This is a genomic window from Janthinobacterium sp. KBS0711 (assembly GCF_000988085.1).
GTDB lineage: Bacteria > Pseudomonadota > Gammaproteobacteria > Burkholderiales > Burkholderiaceae_D > Janthinobacterium > Janthinobacterium lividum_E.
In genome coordinates this window covers 279,895-300,012 of sequence record NZ_LBCO01000004.1, presented here as the reverse complement: position 1 = coordinate 300,012, position 20,118 = coordinate 279,895, and the positions used below count along the sequence as shown (strand labels likewise).

The 20,118-nt window shown below is 60.6% G+C and carries 13 protein-coding genes and 1 tRNA gene; 4 read left to right on the top strand and 10 right to left on the bottom strand.

The features are described 5' to 3' along the window. Window positions 1-3: 3 nt before the first annotated feature. The 8 genes from VM94_RS01915 to VM94_RS01880 all read right to left on the bottom strand — a co-directional run bounded on the left by VM94_RS01915 (window position 4) and on the right by VM94_RS01880 (window position 9,682). Entirely contained in the window at window positions 4-1,746 is a 1,743-nt protein-coding gene (locus VM94_RS01915) for an IlvD/Edd family dehydratase (RefSeq protein WP_034752921.1), read from the bottom strand. A gap of 196 nt (window positions 1,747-1,942) precedes the next feature. Continuing rightward, on the bottom strand, window positions 1,943-3,013 hold the full coding sequence (locus VM94_RS01910; protein ID WP_052755458.1) for an aldose epimerase family protein: 1,071 nt from the start codon (window positions 3,011-3,013) through the stop codon (window positions 1,943-1,945). A gap of 16 nt (window positions 3,014-3,029) precedes the next feature. Next, the gene (locus tag VM94_RS01905) at window positions 3,030-3,971 is read right to left on the bottom strand and encodes a glycoside hydrolase family 43 protein (RefSeq protein WP_046681928.1); all 942 of its coding nucleotides are present in this window, start codon (window positions 3,969-3,971) and stop codon (window positions 3,030-3,032) included. Between the two features lie 24 nt (window positions 3,972-3,995). Beyond that, window positions 3,996-5,348 carry an MFS transporter gene (locus VM94_RS01900; protein ID WP_046681927.1) on the bottom strand — a complete coding sequence of 451 codons (1,353 nt, stop codon included), beginning with the start codon at window positions 5,346-5,348 and terminating at the stop codon, window positions 3,996-3,998. 109 nt (window positions 5,349-5,457) lie between these two features. Then, window positions 5,458-8,115, bottom strand: coding sequence for a TonB-dependent receptor (locus VM94_RS01895; protein WP_046681926.1), 2,658 nt, complete (start codon window positions 8,113-8,115; stop codon window positions 5,458-5,460). A gap of 297 nt (window positions 8,116-8,412) precedes the next feature. Beyond that, a complete protein-coding gene (locus VM94_RS01890) occupies window positions 8,413-8,991 on the bottom strand; it encodes a PIN domain-containing protein (RefSeq protein WP_034752913.1) in 579 nt (192 codons plus the stop codon). Continuing rightward, window positions 8,991-9,455: a helix-turn-helix domain-containing protein gene (locus VM94_RS01885; RefSeq protein ID WP_046681925.1), complete on the bottom strand. Its 465-nt coding sequence runs from the start codon at window positions 9,453-9,455 to the stop codon at window positions 8,991-8,993. Before VM94_RS01885 ends, VM94_RS01890 begins: the two co-directional genes overlap by 1 nt. A gap of 151 nt (window positions 9,456-9,606) precedes the next feature. Next, a tRNA-Arg gene (locus VM94_RS01880) sits at window positions 9,607-9,682 on the bottom strand. A gap of 199 nt (window positions 9,683-9,881) precedes the next feature. Between VM94_RS01880 and VM94_RS01875 the strand changes: the two genes are divergently transcribed. Beyond that, window positions 9,882-10,442: a c-type cytochrome gene (locus VM94_RS01875; RefSeq protein WP_046681924.1), complete on the top strand. Its 561-nt coding sequence runs from the start codon at window positions 9,882-9,884 to the stop codon at window positions 10,440-10,442. A gap of 183 nt (window positions 10,443-10,625) precedes the next feature. Here VM94_RS01875 and VM94_RS01870 read toward each other — a convergent pair whose 3' ends face one another. Together VM94_RS01870 and VM94_RS01865 are read right to left on the bottom strand one after the other, a co-directional pair. After that, window positions 10,626-12,701: a M13 family metallopeptidase gene (locus VM94_RS01870; protein WP_046681923.1), complete on the bottom strand. Its 2,076-nt coding sequence runs from the start codon at window positions 12,699-12,701 to the stop codon at window positions 10,626-10,628. A 181-nt stretch (window positions 12,702-12,882) separates the two neighbouring features. Continuing rightward, window positions 12,883-14,958 (bottom strand): M13 family metallopeptidase, encoded by a 2,076-nt coding sequence (locus VM94_RS01865; protein WP_046681922.1) that lies wholly within the window; start codon window positions 14,956-14,958, stop codon window positions 12,883-12,885. 474 nt (window positions 14,959-15,432) lie between these two features. Between VM94_RS01865 and VM94_RS01860 the strand changes: the two genes are divergently transcribed. The 3 genes from VM94_RS01860 (at window position 15,433) to ybaL (ending at window position 20,096) form a co-directional block, all read left to right on the top strand. After that, window positions 15,433-16,875, top strand: coding sequence for a S41 family peptidase (locus VM94_RS01860; RefSeq protein ID WP_046681921.1), 1,443 nt, complete (start codon window positions 15,433-15,435; stop codon window positions 16,873-16,875). Between the two features lie 177 nt (window positions 16,876-17,052). Next, window positions 17,053-18,174 carry a beta-ketoacyl-ACP synthase III gene (locus VM94_RS01855; RefSeq protein ID WP_046681920.1) on the top strand — a complete coding sequence of 374 codons (1,122 nt, stop codon included), beginning with the start codon at window positions 17,053-17,055 and terminating at the stop codon, window positions 18,172-18,174. Between the two features lie 209 nt (window positions 18,175-18,383). After that, window positions 18,384-20,096: a YbaL family putative K(+) efflux transporter gene (ybaL, locus tag VM94_RS01850; RefSeq protein ID WP_046681919.1), complete on the top strand. Its 1,713-nt coding sequence runs from the start codon at window positions 18,384-18,386 to the stop codon at window positions 20,094-20,096. The last annotated feature ends 22 nt before the right edge of the window (window positions 20,097-20,118 follow it).

Here is a 20,118-nt window from a genome sequence, read left to right as displayed (position 1 = left end):
CGCTTAGTGTGAGTGGCGCGGCACGGCGGAACCGCGATTGCCGACCAGGAAGTCGAAATCGCAGCCTTCGTCGGCCTGCAACACGTGTTCGATGTACAGCTGCTGGTAGCCGCTCTTCGGCCCGGGTGCGCTGCCCAGTTCGCGGGCCGCCAGGCGCTCGGCGATTTCCGCGTCGCTGATGTCGATGTTCAGGCTGCCGTTGTGGCAGTCGAGGGCGATCATGTCGCCATCCCTGACGATGCCCAGCGGGCCGCCGGCCATCGCTTCCGGCGCCACGTGCAGCACGACGGTGCCGTAGGCCGTGCCGCTCATGCGCGCATCCGAGATGCGCACCATGTCGGTGATGCCTTGCGCCAGCAGTTTCGGCGGCAAGCCCATGTTGCCCACTTCGGCCATGCCAGGATAGCCTTTCGGGCCGCAGTTCTTCATGACCAGCACGGAGTTCGCGTCCACATCCAGATCCGGATCAACGATGCGCGCCTTGTAATGTTCAAAATCTTCGAACACGACGGCCTTGCCGCGATGCTGCATCAGATGCGGCGAGGCGGCCGACGGTTTCAACACGGCACCGCGTGGCGCCAGGTTGCCGCGCAACACGCAAATGCCGCCATCGGCCAGCAAGGGGTTGTCCAAGGTGCGCACCACCTCGTCGTTGTAGATCGGCGCTTCGACGCAGTTGTCCCACAGCGACTTGCCGTTGACGGTCAGCGCGTTCTTGTGCGGCAGCAAATCGCCCTCGCCCAGGCGGCGTATCACGGCCGGCAAGCCGCCCGCGTAGTAAAACTCTTCCATCAGGAAACGGCCCGACGGCAGCAAGTCGACGATAGTCGGCGTGCCGCGGCCTACCTTGGTCCAGTCTTCCAGCTCCAGCGGCACGCCGATGCGCCCGGCAATCGCTTTCAGGTGGATCACGGCATTGGTCGAGCCGCCGATGGCGGCGTTGACCTTGATGGCGTTTTCAAACGCTTCGCGCGTCAGCACTTTCGACAGGCGCAGGTCTTCGTGCACCATCTCGACGATGCGAATGCCCGACATGTGGGCCAGCACGTAGCGGCGCGAATCGACGGCGGGGATGGCGGCGTTGTGCGGCAGGGACGTGCCCAGCGCTTCCGCCATGCTGGCCATCGTCGAGGCCGTGCCCATGGTGTTGCAGGTACCGGCCGAGCGCGACATGCCCGATTCGGCCGACATGAACTGATGCAGAGTGATGGAACCTGCCTTCATCTGTTCGTGCAGCTGCCACACGGCCGTGCCGGAACCGATGTCCTTGCCATTGAGCTTGCCGTTCAGCATGGGGCCGCCGCTGACGACGATGGTCGGAATGTCGACGCTGGCCGCGCCCATCAGCAGCGCCGGCGTCGTCTTGTCGCAGCCGACCAGCAGCACGACGGCGTCCATGGGGTTGCCGCGGATCGATTCTTCCACGTCCATCGACGCCAGGTTGCGCGTCAGCATGGCTGTCGGGCGCAAATTCGATTCGCCATTCGAGAAGACGGGGAATTCCACTGGGAAACCGCCCGCCTCCAGGATGCCGCGCTTGACGTGCTCGGCCAGCTGGCGGAAATGTGCGTTGCAGGGGGTCAGTTCGGACCAGGTATTGCAGATGCCGATGATGGGCTTGCCGTGAAACTCGTGGTCAGGTATGCCCTGGTTTTTCATCCAGCTGCGGTACATGAAGCCGTTCTTATCCTGCGAGCCGAACCACTCGGCCGAGCGCAGGGCTACCTTCTTTTTTGTCTCAGACATGCCATTCTCCTGGTTGTGCCATGCCGGATCTAATGTCGTCGGCCCGGGCAGCGATGTTGGAATACTAAAGAATCCTGCCATGCCTTTCCAATCAATTTTTAATGCGTTCCGATATCGAAAACGATATCTATCAGCACCAATGAAAACGCCCTGCGCGCGCGTGGCGGCAGGGCGTGGGCTGTTTTAGCGGCGGTGCTTACTCGGCGGAAAAGCGGTACACGGTTTGCGTTTGATACACCTGACCCGGGCGCAAAATGGTGCTGGGGAAGTGCGACTGGTTCGGCGAATCCGGGAAATGCTGGGTTTCCAGGCATAGCGCGCCGCGATAGCAGATGGCGCCTTGCTTGCCCTGCTGGCTACCGTCGAGGAAATTGCCCGAATAAAACTGGATACCCGGCTCCTGCGTGTACACCTGCATCACCCTGCCCGATTGCGGCTCGCGCACGGTGGCGGCCAGGTTCAGCCCATGATCTGCCTGTTTATTGAGCACAAAGTTATGGTCGTAGCCGCGGCCGATGCGCAGCTGCTCATGCTGCACATCGATGCTGCTGCCGATGACGGTGCTCTGGCGCAAGTCGAACGGCGTGCCGGACACGTCCGCCAGTTCGCCCGTGGGGATCGACCCCGCGTCCACGGGCAGGTAGCGGTCCGCGTCGATGGACAACTCGTGGCCGAGGATATCGCCCTGCCCCGCCAGATTAAAATAGCTGTGGTTGGTCAGGTTGATCGGCGTGGCCTGGTCCGTCACGGCGTGGTAGCGCAGGTGCAGCGCATTGTCGTTGTCCAGTTCGTACACGACGGTGACGTCCAGCTTGCCCGGATAACCGTCTTCGCCGTGCGGACTGCTGCGCGTGAACTTGATGCCCACGGCATCGTCCCTGGTGAACGGCGCGGCTTGCCACATAACCTGGTGAAAGCCCTGATTTCCGCCATGCAAGTGATTCGGCGGGTTATTCACGGCCAGCTGGTAATCCTTGCCGTCCAGACTGAAACGTCCCTCGGCGATGCGGTTGCCGAAGCGGCCGATGACGGCGCCCAGGAAGGCGCTGTTGTGCAGATACGGTTCGATGCGATCAAATCCCAGCACCACGTCGGCAAAGCTGCCGTTGCGGTCCGGCACGTGGATTTCGCTGATGATGGCGCCCAAGTCGAGCACCTTGACTTGCATGCCGTGGCGGTTCGTCAGGGTAAATACGCTGACGTGCTGGCCATCGGGCAGGGTGCCGAACGGCAATTGCGTCACTGAAACAGAATCAACTGGGGTCATGGCGTCGGTCCAGGTTTTACAGGGTCGATGAACGGCCAAACACAGGCATGCCTTGCGCATCCCAGCGCAACGGTTTGACAAAGGTGTGGCGATCCGGGTTCCACAGGGGGTCGCCAACGATTTCCGTGTAGGTGCGGGCATGGTACACCAGCAACACACCTTCGCCGGCCGTCGTGAAGCTGTTGTGGCCGGGGCCGTAGATGCCGTGCTCGTAGCAGGTGGCAAACACGGGCTCGGGCGACTTGCTCCACGCCGCAGGATCGAGCAGGTCGGACGTGTCATCGGCCCACAGCAAACCCATCGCGTAGTTTTCATCGGTGGCACTGGCGGAATAGCTGATGAAGATCTTGCCGTTACGCTTCAGCACGGACGGCCCTTCGTTGACCCAGAAGCCGCGAATTTCCCAGTCGAATTCAGGTTTACTCAGCATCACGGGCGGACCAGCCAGCTGCCACGGCGTGGCCATCGGCGCGATGTACAGGTTCGAATTGCCCTCGATGGCCACATCTTTCTGCGCCCACAAATAGTACAGCACGCCGTCGTGCTCGAACGTGGTGGCGTCCAGGCAGAAGGTGTCGATGCCCGTGTCGATCTGGCCCATGAATTCCCATTCGCCTTCCAGTGGATTCGCATTCGTATTGCGGATCGCATACATGCGGTGCTGGAACAGTTTATGTTTGATCTCGCGGCTTGGCGCGGCGGCGAAATACACATACCAGGCGCCCTGGTTGAAGTGCAGCTCGGGCGCCCACACCAGCTCGCTGTACGGCCCCGTTTCCGGTTTGTGCCACACGTCGACCGTTTGCGCGCCGGCCAGGCCGGCAATGCTGTCGGCGCGGCGCAGTTCGATGCGGTCGTACTGGGGCACGGACGCCGTAAAGTAATAGTAGCCGTCGCTGTGGCGGTAGATATGCGGGTCGGCGCGCTGTTCGATCAGCGGTTTCAAGACGTCTGCCATGTTGTTTACTCCATTCAATTATTCTTACGCCGCCACATAGCCGCGCTTGTGCATTTCGGTTTTCACGCCCGTGTAATAGCTGTCGCTGATGCGGTACTTGAACATCAGCAAGCCCATCAGCAAATGGAAAAAGCCGGGGATGATCGACAGCATCAGGGCGATGCCGTTCAGGGCGAATTGCGTTTGCTCATGGTTGGGCTGGTAGTCGAAATACGCCAGCAGCACGCCGACCAGGCCGCCCGCGACCGCCATGCCCGCCTTCTGGCAGACGGAAATGCCGCCAAAGGCAAAGCCGGAGACGCGCTTGCCCGTTTTCACTTGACCGTAATCGATGGTTTCCGCGATGGCCGACCAGAACACGGGCGCGTGCAAGTCCACGACAAAGGACAGCAGGAAATACAGGGCAAAGGCCAGCACGGTGTCGCTCGGCTTCACAAAGAAATAGATCGCCAGGCTGATCAGGGCGACGCCGATCTGCGTGTAGCGGAATAGTTTTACCTTGCAGTAAAACTTGGTGATCCAGGTCGAAGCGATCATGGCCAGGATGGCGGCCACCACGCCCGTCGTGAGGAAGGCGGCCACGGTTTCCGTGCTACCGCCCAGATAGTATTTCGCGTAATAAATGGCGACCGAGCCGCGCACGACATAGCCGATGGTGCCCGTGACGCACACGCCGCACAGCACCAGCCACTGGTCGTTCTGCAGCAGCACTTTCAATTGATCGAGCAACGATTGCTTTTCCACCACGTGCACGACGCGCTCGGTGGTGGAGAAATAGCAGAACAGGAACAGGGCCACGCCCATGACGGCCATCACGGCCATGGCCGCCTGGTAGCCGACGGCCGGGTTGCCGCCGCCCCAGCGCTGCGACAGGATCGGCACGACGATGGTCACCATGAAGGCGCCGATCTTGGCGAAGAACAGGCGGTAGCCGTTGGCCGACAGGCGGTCCTGCGGGTCGCTGGTCAGGCCGCTGATCAGGGAAATATAGGGGATGCCCACGCCGGCCGTCATGATGGTCATCAGGATATACGTCGAGTATGCCCAGATCAGCTTGGCGTCATACTGCCACTCGGGCGTGCTGAACACAAAGAAGACGCTGACGCCATACGGCACGGCCAGCCACAGCAGGTATGGACGGTAGCGGCCCGAGGCAAAGCTGTAGCGGTCGGTGATCTGGCCCATGACCAGGTCGGCGATGGCGCCGATGACTTTCACGGCCACGAACAGCAGGGCCAGGTCGGTGGTTTTCAAGCCATAGATATCGGTATAGAAAAAGGTGATGATCAACATCATCGACGAGATGACGACATTGAGCGCCATGTCGCCGGCGCCGAAGCCGACCTTTTCAACGGTAGATAATTTTTGCGTCTCCATGCTTTCCGTCCATTCTTTTTATGATGAATCGTGCGTGACTGCCCAACTGACAGGGGCGTTGCCGGCCGAAACCATGGCAACGCCCTTGATTTTTTACTGTGCGACCAACTTACATTTTCCAGCGCAGTGATAACCCTACCGTGCGGTCATAGCGGCGCGTGTCGCGCGGATACACGCCCGCAGTGTTCCAGTAATCCTTGAACTTGGTGTCGAGCAAGTTATTCCCATCGAGGGTCACGGTGAACTGGTCGTTGATCTTGTACGACAGCGAACCGTCAAGCTGGGCCGTCGGCGCCACTTTCAAGTCCAGGCCGGGGCCGCCCTGGCTGTAGCTGTCGATGAATTTCGAGCGCCAGTTGTAGGCCAGGCGGCCCGACCACGCGTCTTTTTCGTACAGCACGACCAGGTTGTAGGCATAGCGCGACACGCCCGTGATGGCGTGGCTGCCCGTCTCGTCGTCCGTGGTGCCGCTCATGTAGGTACCGTTCGCTTGCAAGCCCAGGCCGCTCAACAGGCCAGGCAAGCCGTCATAAAACTGCTGGTAGCCAATTTCCAGGCCCTGCAGCTTGCCGGCGGCCGTGTTGTACGGACGATCCACGTCATAGGTCTTGCCGGCGATGGTTTCGCTGGAAATGCGTTGCTGGATATAGCCGTCGAACTTGTGGTGGAACACGGTGGCCGTGACGGAACCGGCCGGCGCGAAATACCATTCCAGTGCCGCATCGACATTGTCGCCCGTGACTGGTTTCAAGTTCGGATTGCCGCCCGCGCCCGTCGCCTTGACCGTTTCCGTCGAGTTGACGAGGGCCACGCCCGGGTTCAACTGGGAAAAGCCGGGACGGCTGATGGTGCGGCCCGCAGCGAAGCGGCCGACTAGGTCCGAGCGCAGCTTGATTTTCAGGGCCACGCTCGGCAGCACATCGGTGCTGGCCGTGTCGCTGATGACAGGCGTGTAGACGCCATCTTGCGAACTGTTGCCTTGCAGACTTTGCTCGGTGCGCACGACGCGCACGCCCAGGGTGCCGTCAACGGGATATTCGGCCAGCTTGAAGGCGATTTTCGCCTTGGTATAGATGGAATACGTCTTTTCCGTATCCTTGAAAAACGAGCCCGGGTCCATGGCGCGCGCCGCGCTGCTGCCCGTGACGGCTTCGCGGATGGTGCCCGTGTTATTGAGCAGGAAGCTGGCGCACGGAGTGTACCACTGCTTCAAGCCATAGTCGGGGCCGCCGCTGGACATCGGTTCCGACAAGCAATTAAGGCCAGGAATCGACGTCACGCTCTGGCGGCCGAACGGAAACGCGGCGCCGGACACGTCCGGTGCTTCCGCATTGCCCTCGAAACTCTTGATCGATTCGGCTTCGCGCTTCACGCCGCGCAGGCCGACGCTGATTTCCTTGAAGATGCCGCCGGCGCTGGGCGTGTACGCCAGGTCGGCGCGCACGTCGTTCGAGCTGCCCTGGTCCTTGCCGTAACGGTCGAAGAAACCCTTCAGATAGTAATTCGACGGGTCTTGCAAATCGCTGCCGGTGTAGTCGACGTGCAAGGTGCCGTTCTGGTTGGTATTGACGCGGGCATTCGGCACGACGGTAATCGCGTCGAGAATCGGATTGCGCCAGGCATACGTGCTCTTGGTGCTGGCCACTTCCGACGTGAAACGCCATTCCGGATTGATATCCCACAAGCCGCCGACGGCAAATTGATGCGTCTTCGTCTGGTTCTTGTTCGCCTGCGTCGACATGATGGTGTTGACGTTGGTGGACGTGAGCGTTTGCAGCTGGTCGGTGCCGGGAATTTTTGTTGCGGACACAGGCGTGCCCCACCATGGCAAGCCGACAAAGTAATCGGACTCGGCATCAAGCAGGAAGCGCGTGGCCATGCCTTCCGCGTACAGCTCGACGTCGGCGTTCGGACGCCATTGCAGCACGGCATTGGCGGTGGTGCGACGGCGGTCGCCCTTGATCGGCAGCAAGCCCACCTGGTCAGGCCCCGTCAAACCAGGCGACAGGAAACTTTTATCCACGGGCGCCGTATTGAATGCGCGTTCCTCGTGATAACGGTGCTGCTGCTGCGACAAACCCAGCAGCGCGCCCACTTCGCCAATACTCGTCTTCCAGCGGTTCGACAGCATGCCGCTGATGTTCGGGTCGGTGGCCTTGGATTTGTCGCTGTAGACAGCGCGCGTATTCACGCTGGCCGTGAAATCCTTGAAATCGAACGGACGGTTGGTGCGCACGTCGATGATGCCGGCCACGCCGCCTTCGACCTGGTCTGCGCCCTGCGACTTGTACACGTCGACACGCTGCAGCATGGTGGCGGGAATGTCGGCCAGGTTGACGTAGCGGCCCGTGGTGGTGAACAGTTCGCGGCCGTTGAGCAGGGTCGTGACATCGCGCAAGCCGCGGATCATGACGGCGCTCGCTTCGCCCGAATCGCGGCGGATCTGGATGCCGGAAATGCGCGCCAGCGTCTCGGCCACGTTGTTATCGGGGAATTTGCCGATATCATCGGCAACGATGGAATCGATGACCTGGTCCGAACGCATCTTGATCTGCTGGGAATTCTGGGCCGAGCGGCGCACGCCGCTGACGGTCACGACCGACACTTCCGCAGCAGGCTCGGCACTGGCATCGGCAGCCACCGCATCCTGCGCCCAGACCGAAGCCGTGCTCAGCAAGCCAATACCGGCCAGTGCCGCAACGGCTGCCTTCAAGGTGAATGGACGAGGGGAAGTGGCCGCGAGCGGGCCGGTGGCGTTGCGCATCATGAATCTCCAGATATTGTATTGATATTTTTTGTATCGCTTGCATGTCGTTCGCATGCTCGGCGTTTATCTTAGGGGCTGGGCGATAATCTCTCCAATCAATTTTTCCACTGTTTCGATATCAATATTGATATCAGCGGCTGAGAGACTTTGGAGGTTGTAAACAGACAACGGCAGGGGCGTCAGGGACGTTTCAAGCAGGGCAGTGCCTGAAAAAAAAGCAGTTCAAGCCTCAGGAAAATGCAAGCATGTATTTTAAGGGGGGCGGAGCGGTGGAGCGGTGAAGCGGTGGAGCGGAGACTAGAGCAAGGCAATCGCGGAACGTAGCAACTTGCCCAGTTGCGGCAAGCCTTGCGCTTCGTAGGTGGCAATCAGTTCTGCGGCGGATCTGGGCGGTTTTCGCAAGCGCGCCCGGTTTTCCTTGACGACACTGAGCATGCGTATCGGCGCCAGTTCATACTGCGCTACCAAAAAATCATCGGGGTGCAAGACTTCAATGTTGTGCCCTCGCATGATCGCGTCCGGGAAGTCTTTGAGATTGAATGTGACGACGGCGTCCGCATGTCCCACGATGGCTGCCGCCAGCACGTGCCGGTCGTCGGCATCGGGCAAGACCAAGGCATCAATCAGGTATTCGTACGATTCGATCAGGCCGTCCTCCACTGCCTCGGCCATCAGTACGCTGGTGCGTGCCAACGCCGAAGGGTCGAGATCAGGCCGCTTGAGCAGCAAGTTGCGTTGCCACTCCTCCTGTATCTGCGCTGTCCAGCGTGCGCTGAAGATACCGTCCGCCGCCAAACTCAGCAATAGATCCCGCAAGGGTGCCGGATACAGCACACAGGCATCAAGGACGGCAGTGTAACGATAGTATCCGGCCATCAGTACCCCAGTTCAAGCTCCTGCGCCTGATCTGCCAAGGCCTGCAAAGCCTGTTGCGAACGCTGTTTGCGCTCATCCTTGTACTGCACCACATCCTCAAAGCGCAGCCGGCGGTGCGTACCCACCTTATGATGGGGAATCTTCCCAGCCTCGAGCAGGCGCACCATATAGGGCCGCGACATATTCAAATACATCGCCGCTTCCTGCGTCGTCACATCATGTTCCTTCGGCATGACCATCACGGCCTTACCTTGCGCCAGGGTGCCCAGTACATCGGCAAACAGACGCAATACATTCGGCGGCAAGCGTAACAAAGGGGCATCGCCCAAGTCTTGCGCCCCCTCTTCCAGAACGGCAATCCGCACGGCACGCGAATGATCCAGCGCACTGACCAGGCAGCGCTGCGCCGCTTTCGCCAGTTCCTGGTCTTCTTTATTTTCCAGACGATCGATTACATTCGACATGGCATTCCTCCCTGCTTTCCATTCAAGATTACGAACCAAACGCAATAAACGCAACCAAAATAGTATAACAATTTGTGCAAGGACAAGCACAGGGCTACCCATCAACTGCGAACAGAGGGGGAATAATTGAGGGAAACGACGGGAGACATCTTGGTGCGGCTGGCGGGGATCGAACCCACGACCCTTGGCTTCGGAGGCCAATACTCTATCCACTGAGCTACAGCCGCGTAGGGGGAATTTCTGAAGTGATGCGAAGGATACCGTTTTTCTTTACCTACGTCTACGGAAACTGTCGTATCGCTGGCAATTGCATGTCACTGCTCAATTTTTGTGCCTATAATTGTGGGTTTCATAAAGGTTTACATCCAAGCATGTAAAAATGCTACCTTACACGGCCATCAGTTTCAAATCTGGACTAAGGACATCATGAGCGACGCACATAACGAACAACAATCAGCGATCAAAACGCCTAAACAATTGCTTGCCGCCGTAGCGGGCTTCTTCCTCATCACCGTCATCGGCATCATCCTGCTGGTGCAGTTCGTCACGGCGCAAAAACTGACGGGCGCCGGTACGGACAGCCAGTCGCCGGAAGCCATTGCCGAGCGCTTGAGCCCAGTTGCCAACGCCGGCTTTACCTTCAAGGATGCCAGCGGTCCGAAAGTGCTGCAAAGCGGCGAAGCCGTCTACACGGCGACCTGCGTGGCTTGCCATGGCGCCGGCGTGGCCGGTGCACCGAAATTTGGCGACGCGGGCAGCTGGTCGGCCCGCCTGGCCCAAGGCTACGATACGGTCCTGAAACACGCCATCGAAGGCCTGCGCGCCATGCCGGCCAAGGGCGGCAATCCCGACCTCGACGATGTGGAAGTGGCGCGCGCCGTCGTCTACATTGCGAACGCGTCGGGCGGCAAGTTCAAGGAACCGGAAGTGCCGGCACCGGCCGCTGCCGCTGATGGCGCTGCTCCTGCAGCCGAGCCTGCCAAATAATTCAGCCAGCGCGTTGAACCAGGAACCGCCCGGATGGGCGGTTTTTTTTCGCCTGCGCATAAGCAAGCGATTTGTCGGATTACGCGTTTCGCCAATCCGACCTACGCGACGTTCGCGACGGGCGTGAAAAAGCCGCCCGGCTTGATAGCGGGGCGGCTCGATGCTAGCGCGTTAGCACTGCTGTTACCACATGATGACGCGGTCTTTCGGTGGCAGATACATCTTGTCGCCCGGTTTCACGTCGAAGGCTTGATAGAAGCCGGGCTGGTTACGCATGGTGCCGTTGGCGCGGAACTGGCCTGGCGAGTGCGGGTCCGTTTTCAGCAAGACCAGTTGCTGCGCTTCGCGCATCTTCATGCGCCATACCTGGGCAAAGCCCGCGTAGAAGCGCTGCTCGCCCGTGAAGCCGTCGATGACGGGGGCTTTCTTGCCGTTCAGCGACAATTTGTACGCTTTATAAGCGATCGCCACGCCGGAATTGTCGGCGATGTTTTCGCCCAGGGTCAGTTCGCCATTGACGAAGTGGTCCTTGACGGGGCTGAAGCTGTTGTACTGCGCCACCAGTTGCTTGGTTTTCTTGGCGAAGTTTTTATGGTCGGCCTTGGTCCACCAGTCGCGCAGGTTGCCGTCGCCGTCGTACTGGGCGCCCTGGTCGTCGAAGCCGTGGCTGATTTCATGGCCGATCACGCCGCCGATGGCGCCATAGTTGACGGCGTCGTCCGCGTTCGCGTCGAAGAACGGCGCCTGCAGGATGGCGGCCGGGAAGACGATTTCGTTCAGCTCAGGATTGTAATAGGCGTTCACGGTCTGCGGCGTCATGCCCCACTCGTCGCGGTCGATAGGCTGGCCCAGCTTGTTCAATTCGCGGTTGTAGTTGAGCAGGTGCGAACGCTGGATGTTGCCGATCAAGTCGTCGGGCGCCACCGTCAGGCCCGAGTAATCGCGCCATTTGTTCGGATAGCCGATTTTGGTGGTGAACTTGGCCAGTTTGATTTGCGCCTGTTTCTTGGTGACCGGGCTCATCCAGTCGAGCTTGTCAATGCTTTGCTTGTAGGCCGTCATCAGGTTTTTCACCAGCGCTTCCATGCGCACCTTGCGCTCGGCCGGGAAATACTGCTCCACGTACAGCTGGCCCACGGCTTCACCCAGCGCGCCTTCGACGGCGCCCACGCCGCGTTTCCAGCGCGGACGCATTTCCGTCACGCCCGTCAGGGTAGTGCCATAGAAGGCGAAGTTTTCATCGACATACGCTTTCGGCAGGTAGCCGGCGTTCGCGTGCAGCAAGTGCCACTGGAAGTATGCTTTCCACGTTTCCAGCGGCGTCTTGTTGGCGATCTCGGCAAAGCCTTTCAGGTAGCTGGGCTGGCTGACGATCACATAATTGACCTTGCCGGCGATGCCCGTGTCCTTCAGGTAGCGGGCCCAGTCGTAGCCTGGCGCCACGCTGGCCAATTTCGCCAGTTCCACCTTGTTATAGGTTTTGACGGGGTCGCGGTTCTGCACATTGCTCCATTGCGCCTTGGCCAGTTCCGTTTCCAGCGCCAGGATGGCCTTGGCATTGGCGGCAGCGTTCGCGTCGCCAGCCAAACTGAGCATTTTTTCCACGTGGGCCAGGTACTTGGCGCGCGTATCGGCCTTGCCTTCTTCCAGGTAGTAATCGCGGTCAGGCAAGCCCAGGCCGCTTTGCACGATGTCGGCCACGTATTTGGTGGAATCCTTGGCGTCCTGGTGGATGCCGAAGTCGTAAGGCGAGGTCACGCCCAGTTTGCTGAAATGGGCGATCACGGCCGGCAATTCCGCCTTGTCCTGCAGCGCTGCGATTTTCGCCAGCTCCGCGTTCAAGGGGGTCAGGCCCAGGCTTTCCAGCTTGGCTTCATCCATGAAGCTGTTATAAAAATCACCGATTTTCTGGGCATTCGAACCGGCCGCGCGGGCCTTGTCGGCGGCCGCGCCTTCGACGATGCCGCGCAGCTGCGTTTGCGTGTCATCAGCCAGCTTGGCAAAGCTGCCCCAGCTCGACTTGTCGGCAGGTATGACAGTTTCCGCCAGCCATTTGCCATTCAGGTGCTGGAACAGATCGTCCTGCGCGCGCACGGCAGGGTCGACGTATTCGACGGCGATGCCGGACGTCAGCGCCGCGGCAGCGACGGCCGTGGCGGGAGCGGCGGCGGCTTTCTTGGCAGTATCAGCGGCGCCAGCCATGCCGGACACGCCGGCCAGCAAACTCAGGGTCAATGCACTTAACAAATAACGATTCACGGTTGTCCTCTATATTGTATTGTGTGGAATATAAGGGTCAGAAGGCCCAGGGCTTCTGGCCCGGTTTTTGACTGTAGCATACCGGCCGAAATGACAGAAAGAACTTTGGCCAGAATGCAAAAAAGACCACGCAAGTGGTCTTTTTTGTTGTGACAAGATAACGTTTACATGGATACGATGTTTACCAGATGATCACGCGGTTTTCCGGCGCGACATACATCTTGTCGCCCGGTTTCACGCCAAACGCTTCATAGAAGCCAGGCTGGTTGACCATGGTGCCATTGGCGCGGTACTGGCCCGGCGAATGGGGGTCGGTCTTGATCTGCACGATTTGCTGCGCTTCGCGCATCTTGCTGCGCCACACCTGGCCAAAGCCCATGTAGAAGCGCTGGTCGCCCGTCAAACCATCCAGCACGGGCGCCGGCTTGCCGCCCAGCGAGATTTTATAGGCTTTATAGGCGATCGCCACGCCCGAGTTGTCGGCGATGTTTTCGCCCAGGGTCAGCGCGCCGTTGACGTGGTAGCCCGGCAATGGGCTGTAGCCATCGTATTGCTTGGTCAGCGCGTCGGCCTTGGCCGCAAAATTCTTGCGGTCGGCCGGGGTCCACCAGTCGCGCAGGTTGCCGTCGCCATCGGACTGGCTGCCCTTGTCGTCGAAGCCGTGGCTGATTTCATGGCCGATGACGGCGCCGATGGCGCCATAGTTGACGGCGTCGTCCGCGTTGGCGTCAAAGAACGGCGGCTGCAGGATGGAAGCGGGGAAGACGATTTCATTCATCGTCGAGCTGTAATAGGCGTTTACCGTTTGCGGCGTCATGCCCCACTCTTCGCGGTCGATCGGTTTGCCCAGCTTGGCCACCTGGCGTGCGGAACTAAAGTTGGCGGCGCGCATCATGTTGCCCACCAGGTCGCCCTGGACGATTTGCAGCTTCGTGTAATCGCGCCATTTGTTCGGATACGCGATCTTCGGCGTGAACTTGGCCAGCTTGGCTTGCGCTTCCTTCTTGGTTTCCGGGCTCATCCAGTCCAGGGTGTCGATGCTGTCCTTGTAGGCGGCCAGCACGTTTTTCACCAGTTCCTGCATGTGCGCCTTGCGCTCTGCCGGGAAATATTGCGCCACGTACAACTTGCCGACGGCTTCGCCCAGCACGCCTTCAACGGCGCCCACGCCACGCTTCCAGCGCGGCTGGTTTTCCTTCACGCCACTGAGCACCGTGCCGTAAAAGGCAAAGCTTTCATCGACGAAGTTTTTCGACAGGTAGCTGGCATAGCTGCGCAGCAATTGCCATTCAAAATACGCTTTCACGGTGTCCAGGTCGGCGGCCGCGAGCACCTTGTTGTAGCCGGCCAGGTAGCTCGGCTGGTTGACGATGACGTAATCGACCTTGTTGGCGATACCCAGGGCGGCCAGGCCGGACTTCAGGTCGTAGCCCGGGGTCAGGTCGTTCAGTTGATTGATGTCGGTCTTGTTGTAGCGTTTGACGGGGTCGCGGTTCTCGACCTTGGTCCATTGCACTTCGGCCAAGGCCGTTTCCAGCGCAACAACAGCCTTGGCGCGCGCGGCGGCGTTCTTGTCGCCGGCCATGGCCAGCATTTTTTCCACGTGCGCCTGGTATTTTTCCTTGACGCCAGCCTGCTTGGCTTCCAGGTAGTAATCGCGGTCGGGCATGCCCAGGCCGCTTTGGCTCACGTAAGCCGCATATTTCGTCGAGGCACGCGCATCCTGGCCCACGTAGACGGCGTACGGGGTCGACACGCCCGTCTGGCTCAGATGGGCGATCAGGGCCGGCACGCCCTTCTTGTCGCGCAGCGAGCGGATGCGGTTCAGTTCACCTGCCAGCGGCTTCGTGCCCAGCGCATCGAGCTTGGCTTCATCCATGTAACTGGCGTACAGGTCGCTGATTTTCTGCGCTTCGGAACCGGCTTTCTTGTTTTTGTCCTGTTGCGTGGCGACGATGATGCCGCGCAATTGCGGCGTAGTGTCATCGCGCAGCTTGGCGAACGAACCCCAGCTCGACTTGTCGGCAGGAATCTCGGCCGTGGCCAGCCACTTGCCGTTCAAATGGGTGAAGAAGTCGTCCTGCACGCGCACGGCGGGGTCGATGTACTGCACATCGATGCCGGAAACGACGCCAGCGGCGGCAGGTGTGGCGCTTGGTGCCACGGTCGGGGCGGCAGCGGCGGATACGGGTTCGGCGGCATGGGCAAACGCAGCCAACAGGGTCAGGGTCAGACTGCTCAAGAGATAGCGATTCACGGATTGTCCTTATGGGGCATGTCAAAAAAGACCGGGCGGATGGCTTAGGGCGGATAGCCTGCCGCGCCAGGCGCTGCAGGAATGTAGCACGCGAGCATGCCATTTGACCATCCTGGCCCCCGGAATCGCCCCTCAGCTACCCATGCTCACGCGGGCTCCGGATAAAAAAAAGCCTGCGTCCGCGGACGCAGGCAAAACCACTTCGGGTCGAGAATGCGAGTCCACTATAGGGCCGCAGCACACGCTTTTTTTCGACTCTTACAAATGCTTACTCCCCTCAAGACTCCCTATACATCGCATACAAAACCGCAACATATGGCAAGCTGGCGGCCCCGTTTTCGCGCGTAGCCTGGGTCCAGGCACGCTTTTTCCACGGCCGGCCCACGCCGGCAGAGATTCAGGTCTATACTTTCAACAAAGCGCCGCTCCACGGGGACTGGCGCTTGTGCAAGACACGCTAGCTGCAAAGGTGCAATGATGGGCAAACTCAAAAATACCGGCTTGATCGGCCTGGGCGTGGTGGCCGGCGTCGCCGTGTCGCTGCAATTTTCCGCCATGGCGCAAAAAACCGTCGAGCCGCCCCTGCCGCTGGAAGAGTTGCGCCAGCTGGCCGATGTGTTTGGCCTGATCAAGTCCGATTACGTCGAGCCGGTGGAAGACAAGAAACTGCTGGAAGACGCCATTTCAGGCATGGTCGCCTCGCTCGACCCCCATTCCGCCTACCTCGACAAGAAAGCCTACGCCGAACTGCGCGAAGGCTCCGAGGGCAAGTTCGTCGGCCTGGGCATTGAAATTGGCCTCAGCGAAGACGGCTACATCAAGATTGTCTCGCCCATCGAGGATTCGCCCGCCTACCGCGCCGGCATCAAGGCCGGCGACCTGATTACCCGCCTCGACGGCCAGCCCGTGAAAGGCGTCAGCCTGGACGACAACGTCAAGCGCATGCGCGGCGAACCGGGCACCAAGGTGTCGCTGACCATTGCCCGCAAGGATGAACCGCAGCCGCTGGCCTTCACCATCACGCGCGAGGAAATCCACCAAAAGAGCGTGAAGGCGAAGATGGTCGAGCCCGGCTATGCCTGGCTGCGCGTGTCGCAATTCCAGGAACCGACCGTCGACGACATGGCCGCACAGATCACGGCGCTATATAAGCAAGATCCGAACATCAAGGGCATGGTGCTCGACCTGCGCAACGATCCGGGCGGCGTGCTGCAGGGCGCCATCGGCGTCTCGGCCGCCTTCCTGCCGAAGGACGCGGCCATCGTCTCGACCAACGGCCAGCTGCCGGACTCGAAACAGGTGTTCTACGGCCGCGCTGAATACTATACTTTCCGCTCGGAAGGCGACGCCTTGGCGAAATTGCCCGCCGCCATCAAGAAAGTGCCGCTGGTGGTGCTCGTCAACACGGGGTCGGCCTCGGCCTCGGAAATCGTCGCCGGCGCCCTGCAGGATTACAAGCGCGCCACCATCATCGGCACGCAAACCTTCGGCAAGGGTTCCGTGCAAACCATCCGTCAATTGACGGCCGACACCGCCGTCAAGCTGACGACGGCCCGCTACTACACGCCGAACGGCCGCTCGATCCAGGCCAAGGGCATCGTGCCCGACCTGCTGGTCGATGAAAATGCGGACGGCGACGGTTTGAACGGCTTGCGCATCCGCGAAGCGGACCTGACCAAGCATCTGAGCAACGACCGCGACCAAGAAAGCGCCAAAGCGGCCCCCGTCAACGACGAGATGGAAGAGCAATTGCGCATCATCGCGCTGGAAAAGACCCGCAAGCCGCTGGAATTTGGCAGCAAGGACGATTTCCAATTGCACCAGGCGCTCAATCACCTGAAGGGCTTGCCGGTGCAACTGGCCAAGGCCGAACCGGTGGTGGTGCAAGCCGACGTCAAGAAAGAGCAGAAGAAGTAAGCAGCACAGCCAGGGGGACGCCATGCCCCCCGGTATCCCGTCCACGCGACAAAAATCAATCTTCCGCCACACATCGCCCTGCCCCGCAACACGAAACTCTCTACAGTCGAGCACGTTTGTGTAAAATTTGCTTCACTTATCGGCGCCACGTCGATTGCCAAATTTGAAAGTTTAACCATGAAACAAGTCGTCATCAGCGGTACCGGACTGTACACACCGCCATTTTCGATCTCCAACGAAGAGCTGGTCACCTGCTTCAATGCCTACGCGGAAAAGTTCAATGCCGACAATGCCGACGCGATCGCCGCGGGCACGGTGACGGCGCTGGACCTGTCGAGCGTGGCCTTCATCGAAAAGGCGTCCGGCATCAAGTCGCGCTTCGTGATGGAAAAGGAAGGCATCCTCGATCCGGCGCGCATGGTCTCGCGCATCCCGGAACGGGGCGATGACGAACTGTCCTTGCAGGCGGAAATGGCGGTTGCCGCCGCGCGCGACGCGCTGGCCCGCGCCGGCCGCACGCCGGCCGACATCGATATGGTGCTGGTGGCCTGCAGCAATATGCAGCGCGCCTACCCGGCCATGGCCGTGGAAGTGCAGGATGCGCTGGGCATCGATGGTTATGGCTTTGACATGAACGTGGCGTGTTCGTCCGCCACCTTCGGCATCCAGCAAGCCGTGGCCGCCGTGCAAAGCGGCCAGGCGCGCGCCGTGCTGGTCCTGAATCCCGAAATCACCAGCGGCCACCTGAACTGGCGCGACCGCGACAGCCATTTCATTTTCGGCGACGCGTGCACCGCCATCATCGTCGAAGCAAAAGACACGGCCGTGTCCCAGCACCAGTTCGAGATCATCGGCACGGAACTCAAAACGCGCTTCTCGAATGCCATCCGCAACAATTTCGGTTTCCTCAACCGCTTTGACGAATCCGGCGTGGGCAAGGCGGATAAACTGTTCCGCCAGCAAGGCCGCAAGGTCTTCAAGGAAGTGTGCCCGATGGCCGCCGAGATGATCAAGGCAACCCTGGCCAAGGCCGGCGTGGAAGTGGCGCAAGTCTCCCGCTACTGGCTGCACCAGGCCAACCTGAACATGAACTTGCTGATCGCGCGCCTGATCCTGGGCCGCGATGCGCAAGAGAACGAAGCGCCCGTGATCCTCGACACCTACGCCAATACGTCGTCGGCCGGTTCCATCATCGCCTTCCATAAATATCAGGATGACATGGCGGCGGGCGCCACGGGCGTCATCTGCTCGTTCGGCGCCGGCTATTCCATCGGCTGCGTGGTCGTGCGCAAGCTCTGAGCGCATGGGTGTAACATCGCCTGACTCCTGAATTAGGCGATGTTCGAGGTGGATGACATGCGTTCGCGGCCACCTGGACGAAGATATAGCACAGGTTTTTTGCAATAAAGCCGCAGGAAATTTTCCGGCAGGGGCTTTGATGCGTTTATACTTGGTCGCTGAGCAACATCTTTTTCCATCCGCACGTCCCCATAAGGAACCCCACACGCATGCCCCATGACATCAGCCTGATCACCACCATCGCCGCCGCCCTCGGGTTCGGCCTCATCTTCGGCTTTATCGCCGCGCGCCTGAAACTGCCGGCACTGGTCGGCTATCTGGCCGCCGGCATCATCATCGGACCGGCCACGCCCGGTTTCGTGGCGGATGCGGAAATAGCGGGACAATTGGCGGAAATCGGGGTGATGCTGATGATGTTCGGTGTCGGCCTGCACTTTTCCATCGAAGACTTGTGGGACGTGCGCAAGATCGCGCTGCCCGGCGCCATCTTGCAGATCGGTGTCGCCACGGCGATGGGCATGGGCCTGGCCCACTGGTGGGGCTGGACCCTCGGTGGCGGACTGATCTTTGGACTGGCCCTGTCCGTGGCCAGTACCGTGGTGCTGCTGCGCGCGCTGGAAGAACGGGGCATCCTCGATTCCCTGAATGGCCGCATCGCCGTCGGCTGGCTGGTGGTGGAAGACCTCGTCACCGTGCTGGTCCTCGTGCTGTTGCCGGCGTTTGCCGGTGCGCTGGGCGGCAAAGTCGCCCCCGGCGCCGAAGCCGTCAGTCTGTGGCAAACCCTGGCCGTGACCCTGGGCCAGGTGGCCGGCTTCATCATCTTCATGCTGGTCGTCGGCCGCAAGCTGTTCCCATGGATTTTATGGCAAGTGGCGCGCACCGGTTCGCGCGAACTGTTTACCCTGTGCGTGATCGCCGCCGCCGTCGGCATCGCCTATGCGTCCACCAAGCTGTTTGGCGTGTCGTTCGCGCTGGGCGCCTTCTTCGCCGGCATGGTGCTGCGCGAATCCGAACTGAGCCACCGTGCCGCGGAGGAGTCCTTGCCCCTGCGCGACGCGTTCGCCGTGCTGTTCTTCGTTTCCGTCGGCATGCTGTTCGAGCCGAACATCCTCATCGAGAAGCCCCTGCAAGTGCTGGCCGTATGCGCCATCATTATCTTCGGCAAGTCGATCGCCGCCTTCCTGCTCGTGATGGCGCTGCGCTATCCGCCGAAGACGGCCATCATCGTCTCGGCCAGCCTGGCGCAGATCGGCGAGTTCTCGTTTATCCTGGCCGCGCTGGGCCTCTCCCTGGGCCTGATGCCGCAGGAAGGGCAAAGCCTGATCCTGGCCGGCGCCATCCTGTCGATCGCCCTCAACCCGCTCGTCTTCAGCATGGCCAAGCCGCTGCTGCGCGTGATGAGCAACAGCGATTTCGCCCGCAAGTTCGAACGCACGACGGACCCGCTGGCCGAGCTGCCGATGACGGTGCCGCAGGAAAAACTCTCGGGCCAGATCGTCCTCGTCGGCTATGGCCGCGTGGGCCGGCGCATCGCCGCCGCCCTGATGGAACGGGGCATCCACTTTGTCGTGGCCGAGGAAAACCGCGAAATCGTCGACCAGCTGCGCAAGCAGGGCATCCCGGCCGTGGCCGGCAATGCGGGCGAACCGGCCGTGCTGATCCAGGCGCACATCACGCACGCCACCATGCTCGTCATCGCCACGCCGGACACCTTCCACGTACGCGCCATGATCGAGACGGCGCGCGCGCTGAACCCCGCCATCCTGACGGTGGTACGCACGCACAGCGAGGAAGAGGCGGAATTGCTGCGCGCGGAAAACGCGGGCAAGGTCTTCATTGGCGAGCACGAGCTGGCCAATGGCATGGCCGAGCACGTGCTGCAAAGTTTTGAGACGGCGAAGAAGGGGCATGGCGGGCACTAAGCCAGCGCCCTTTTCATCCACA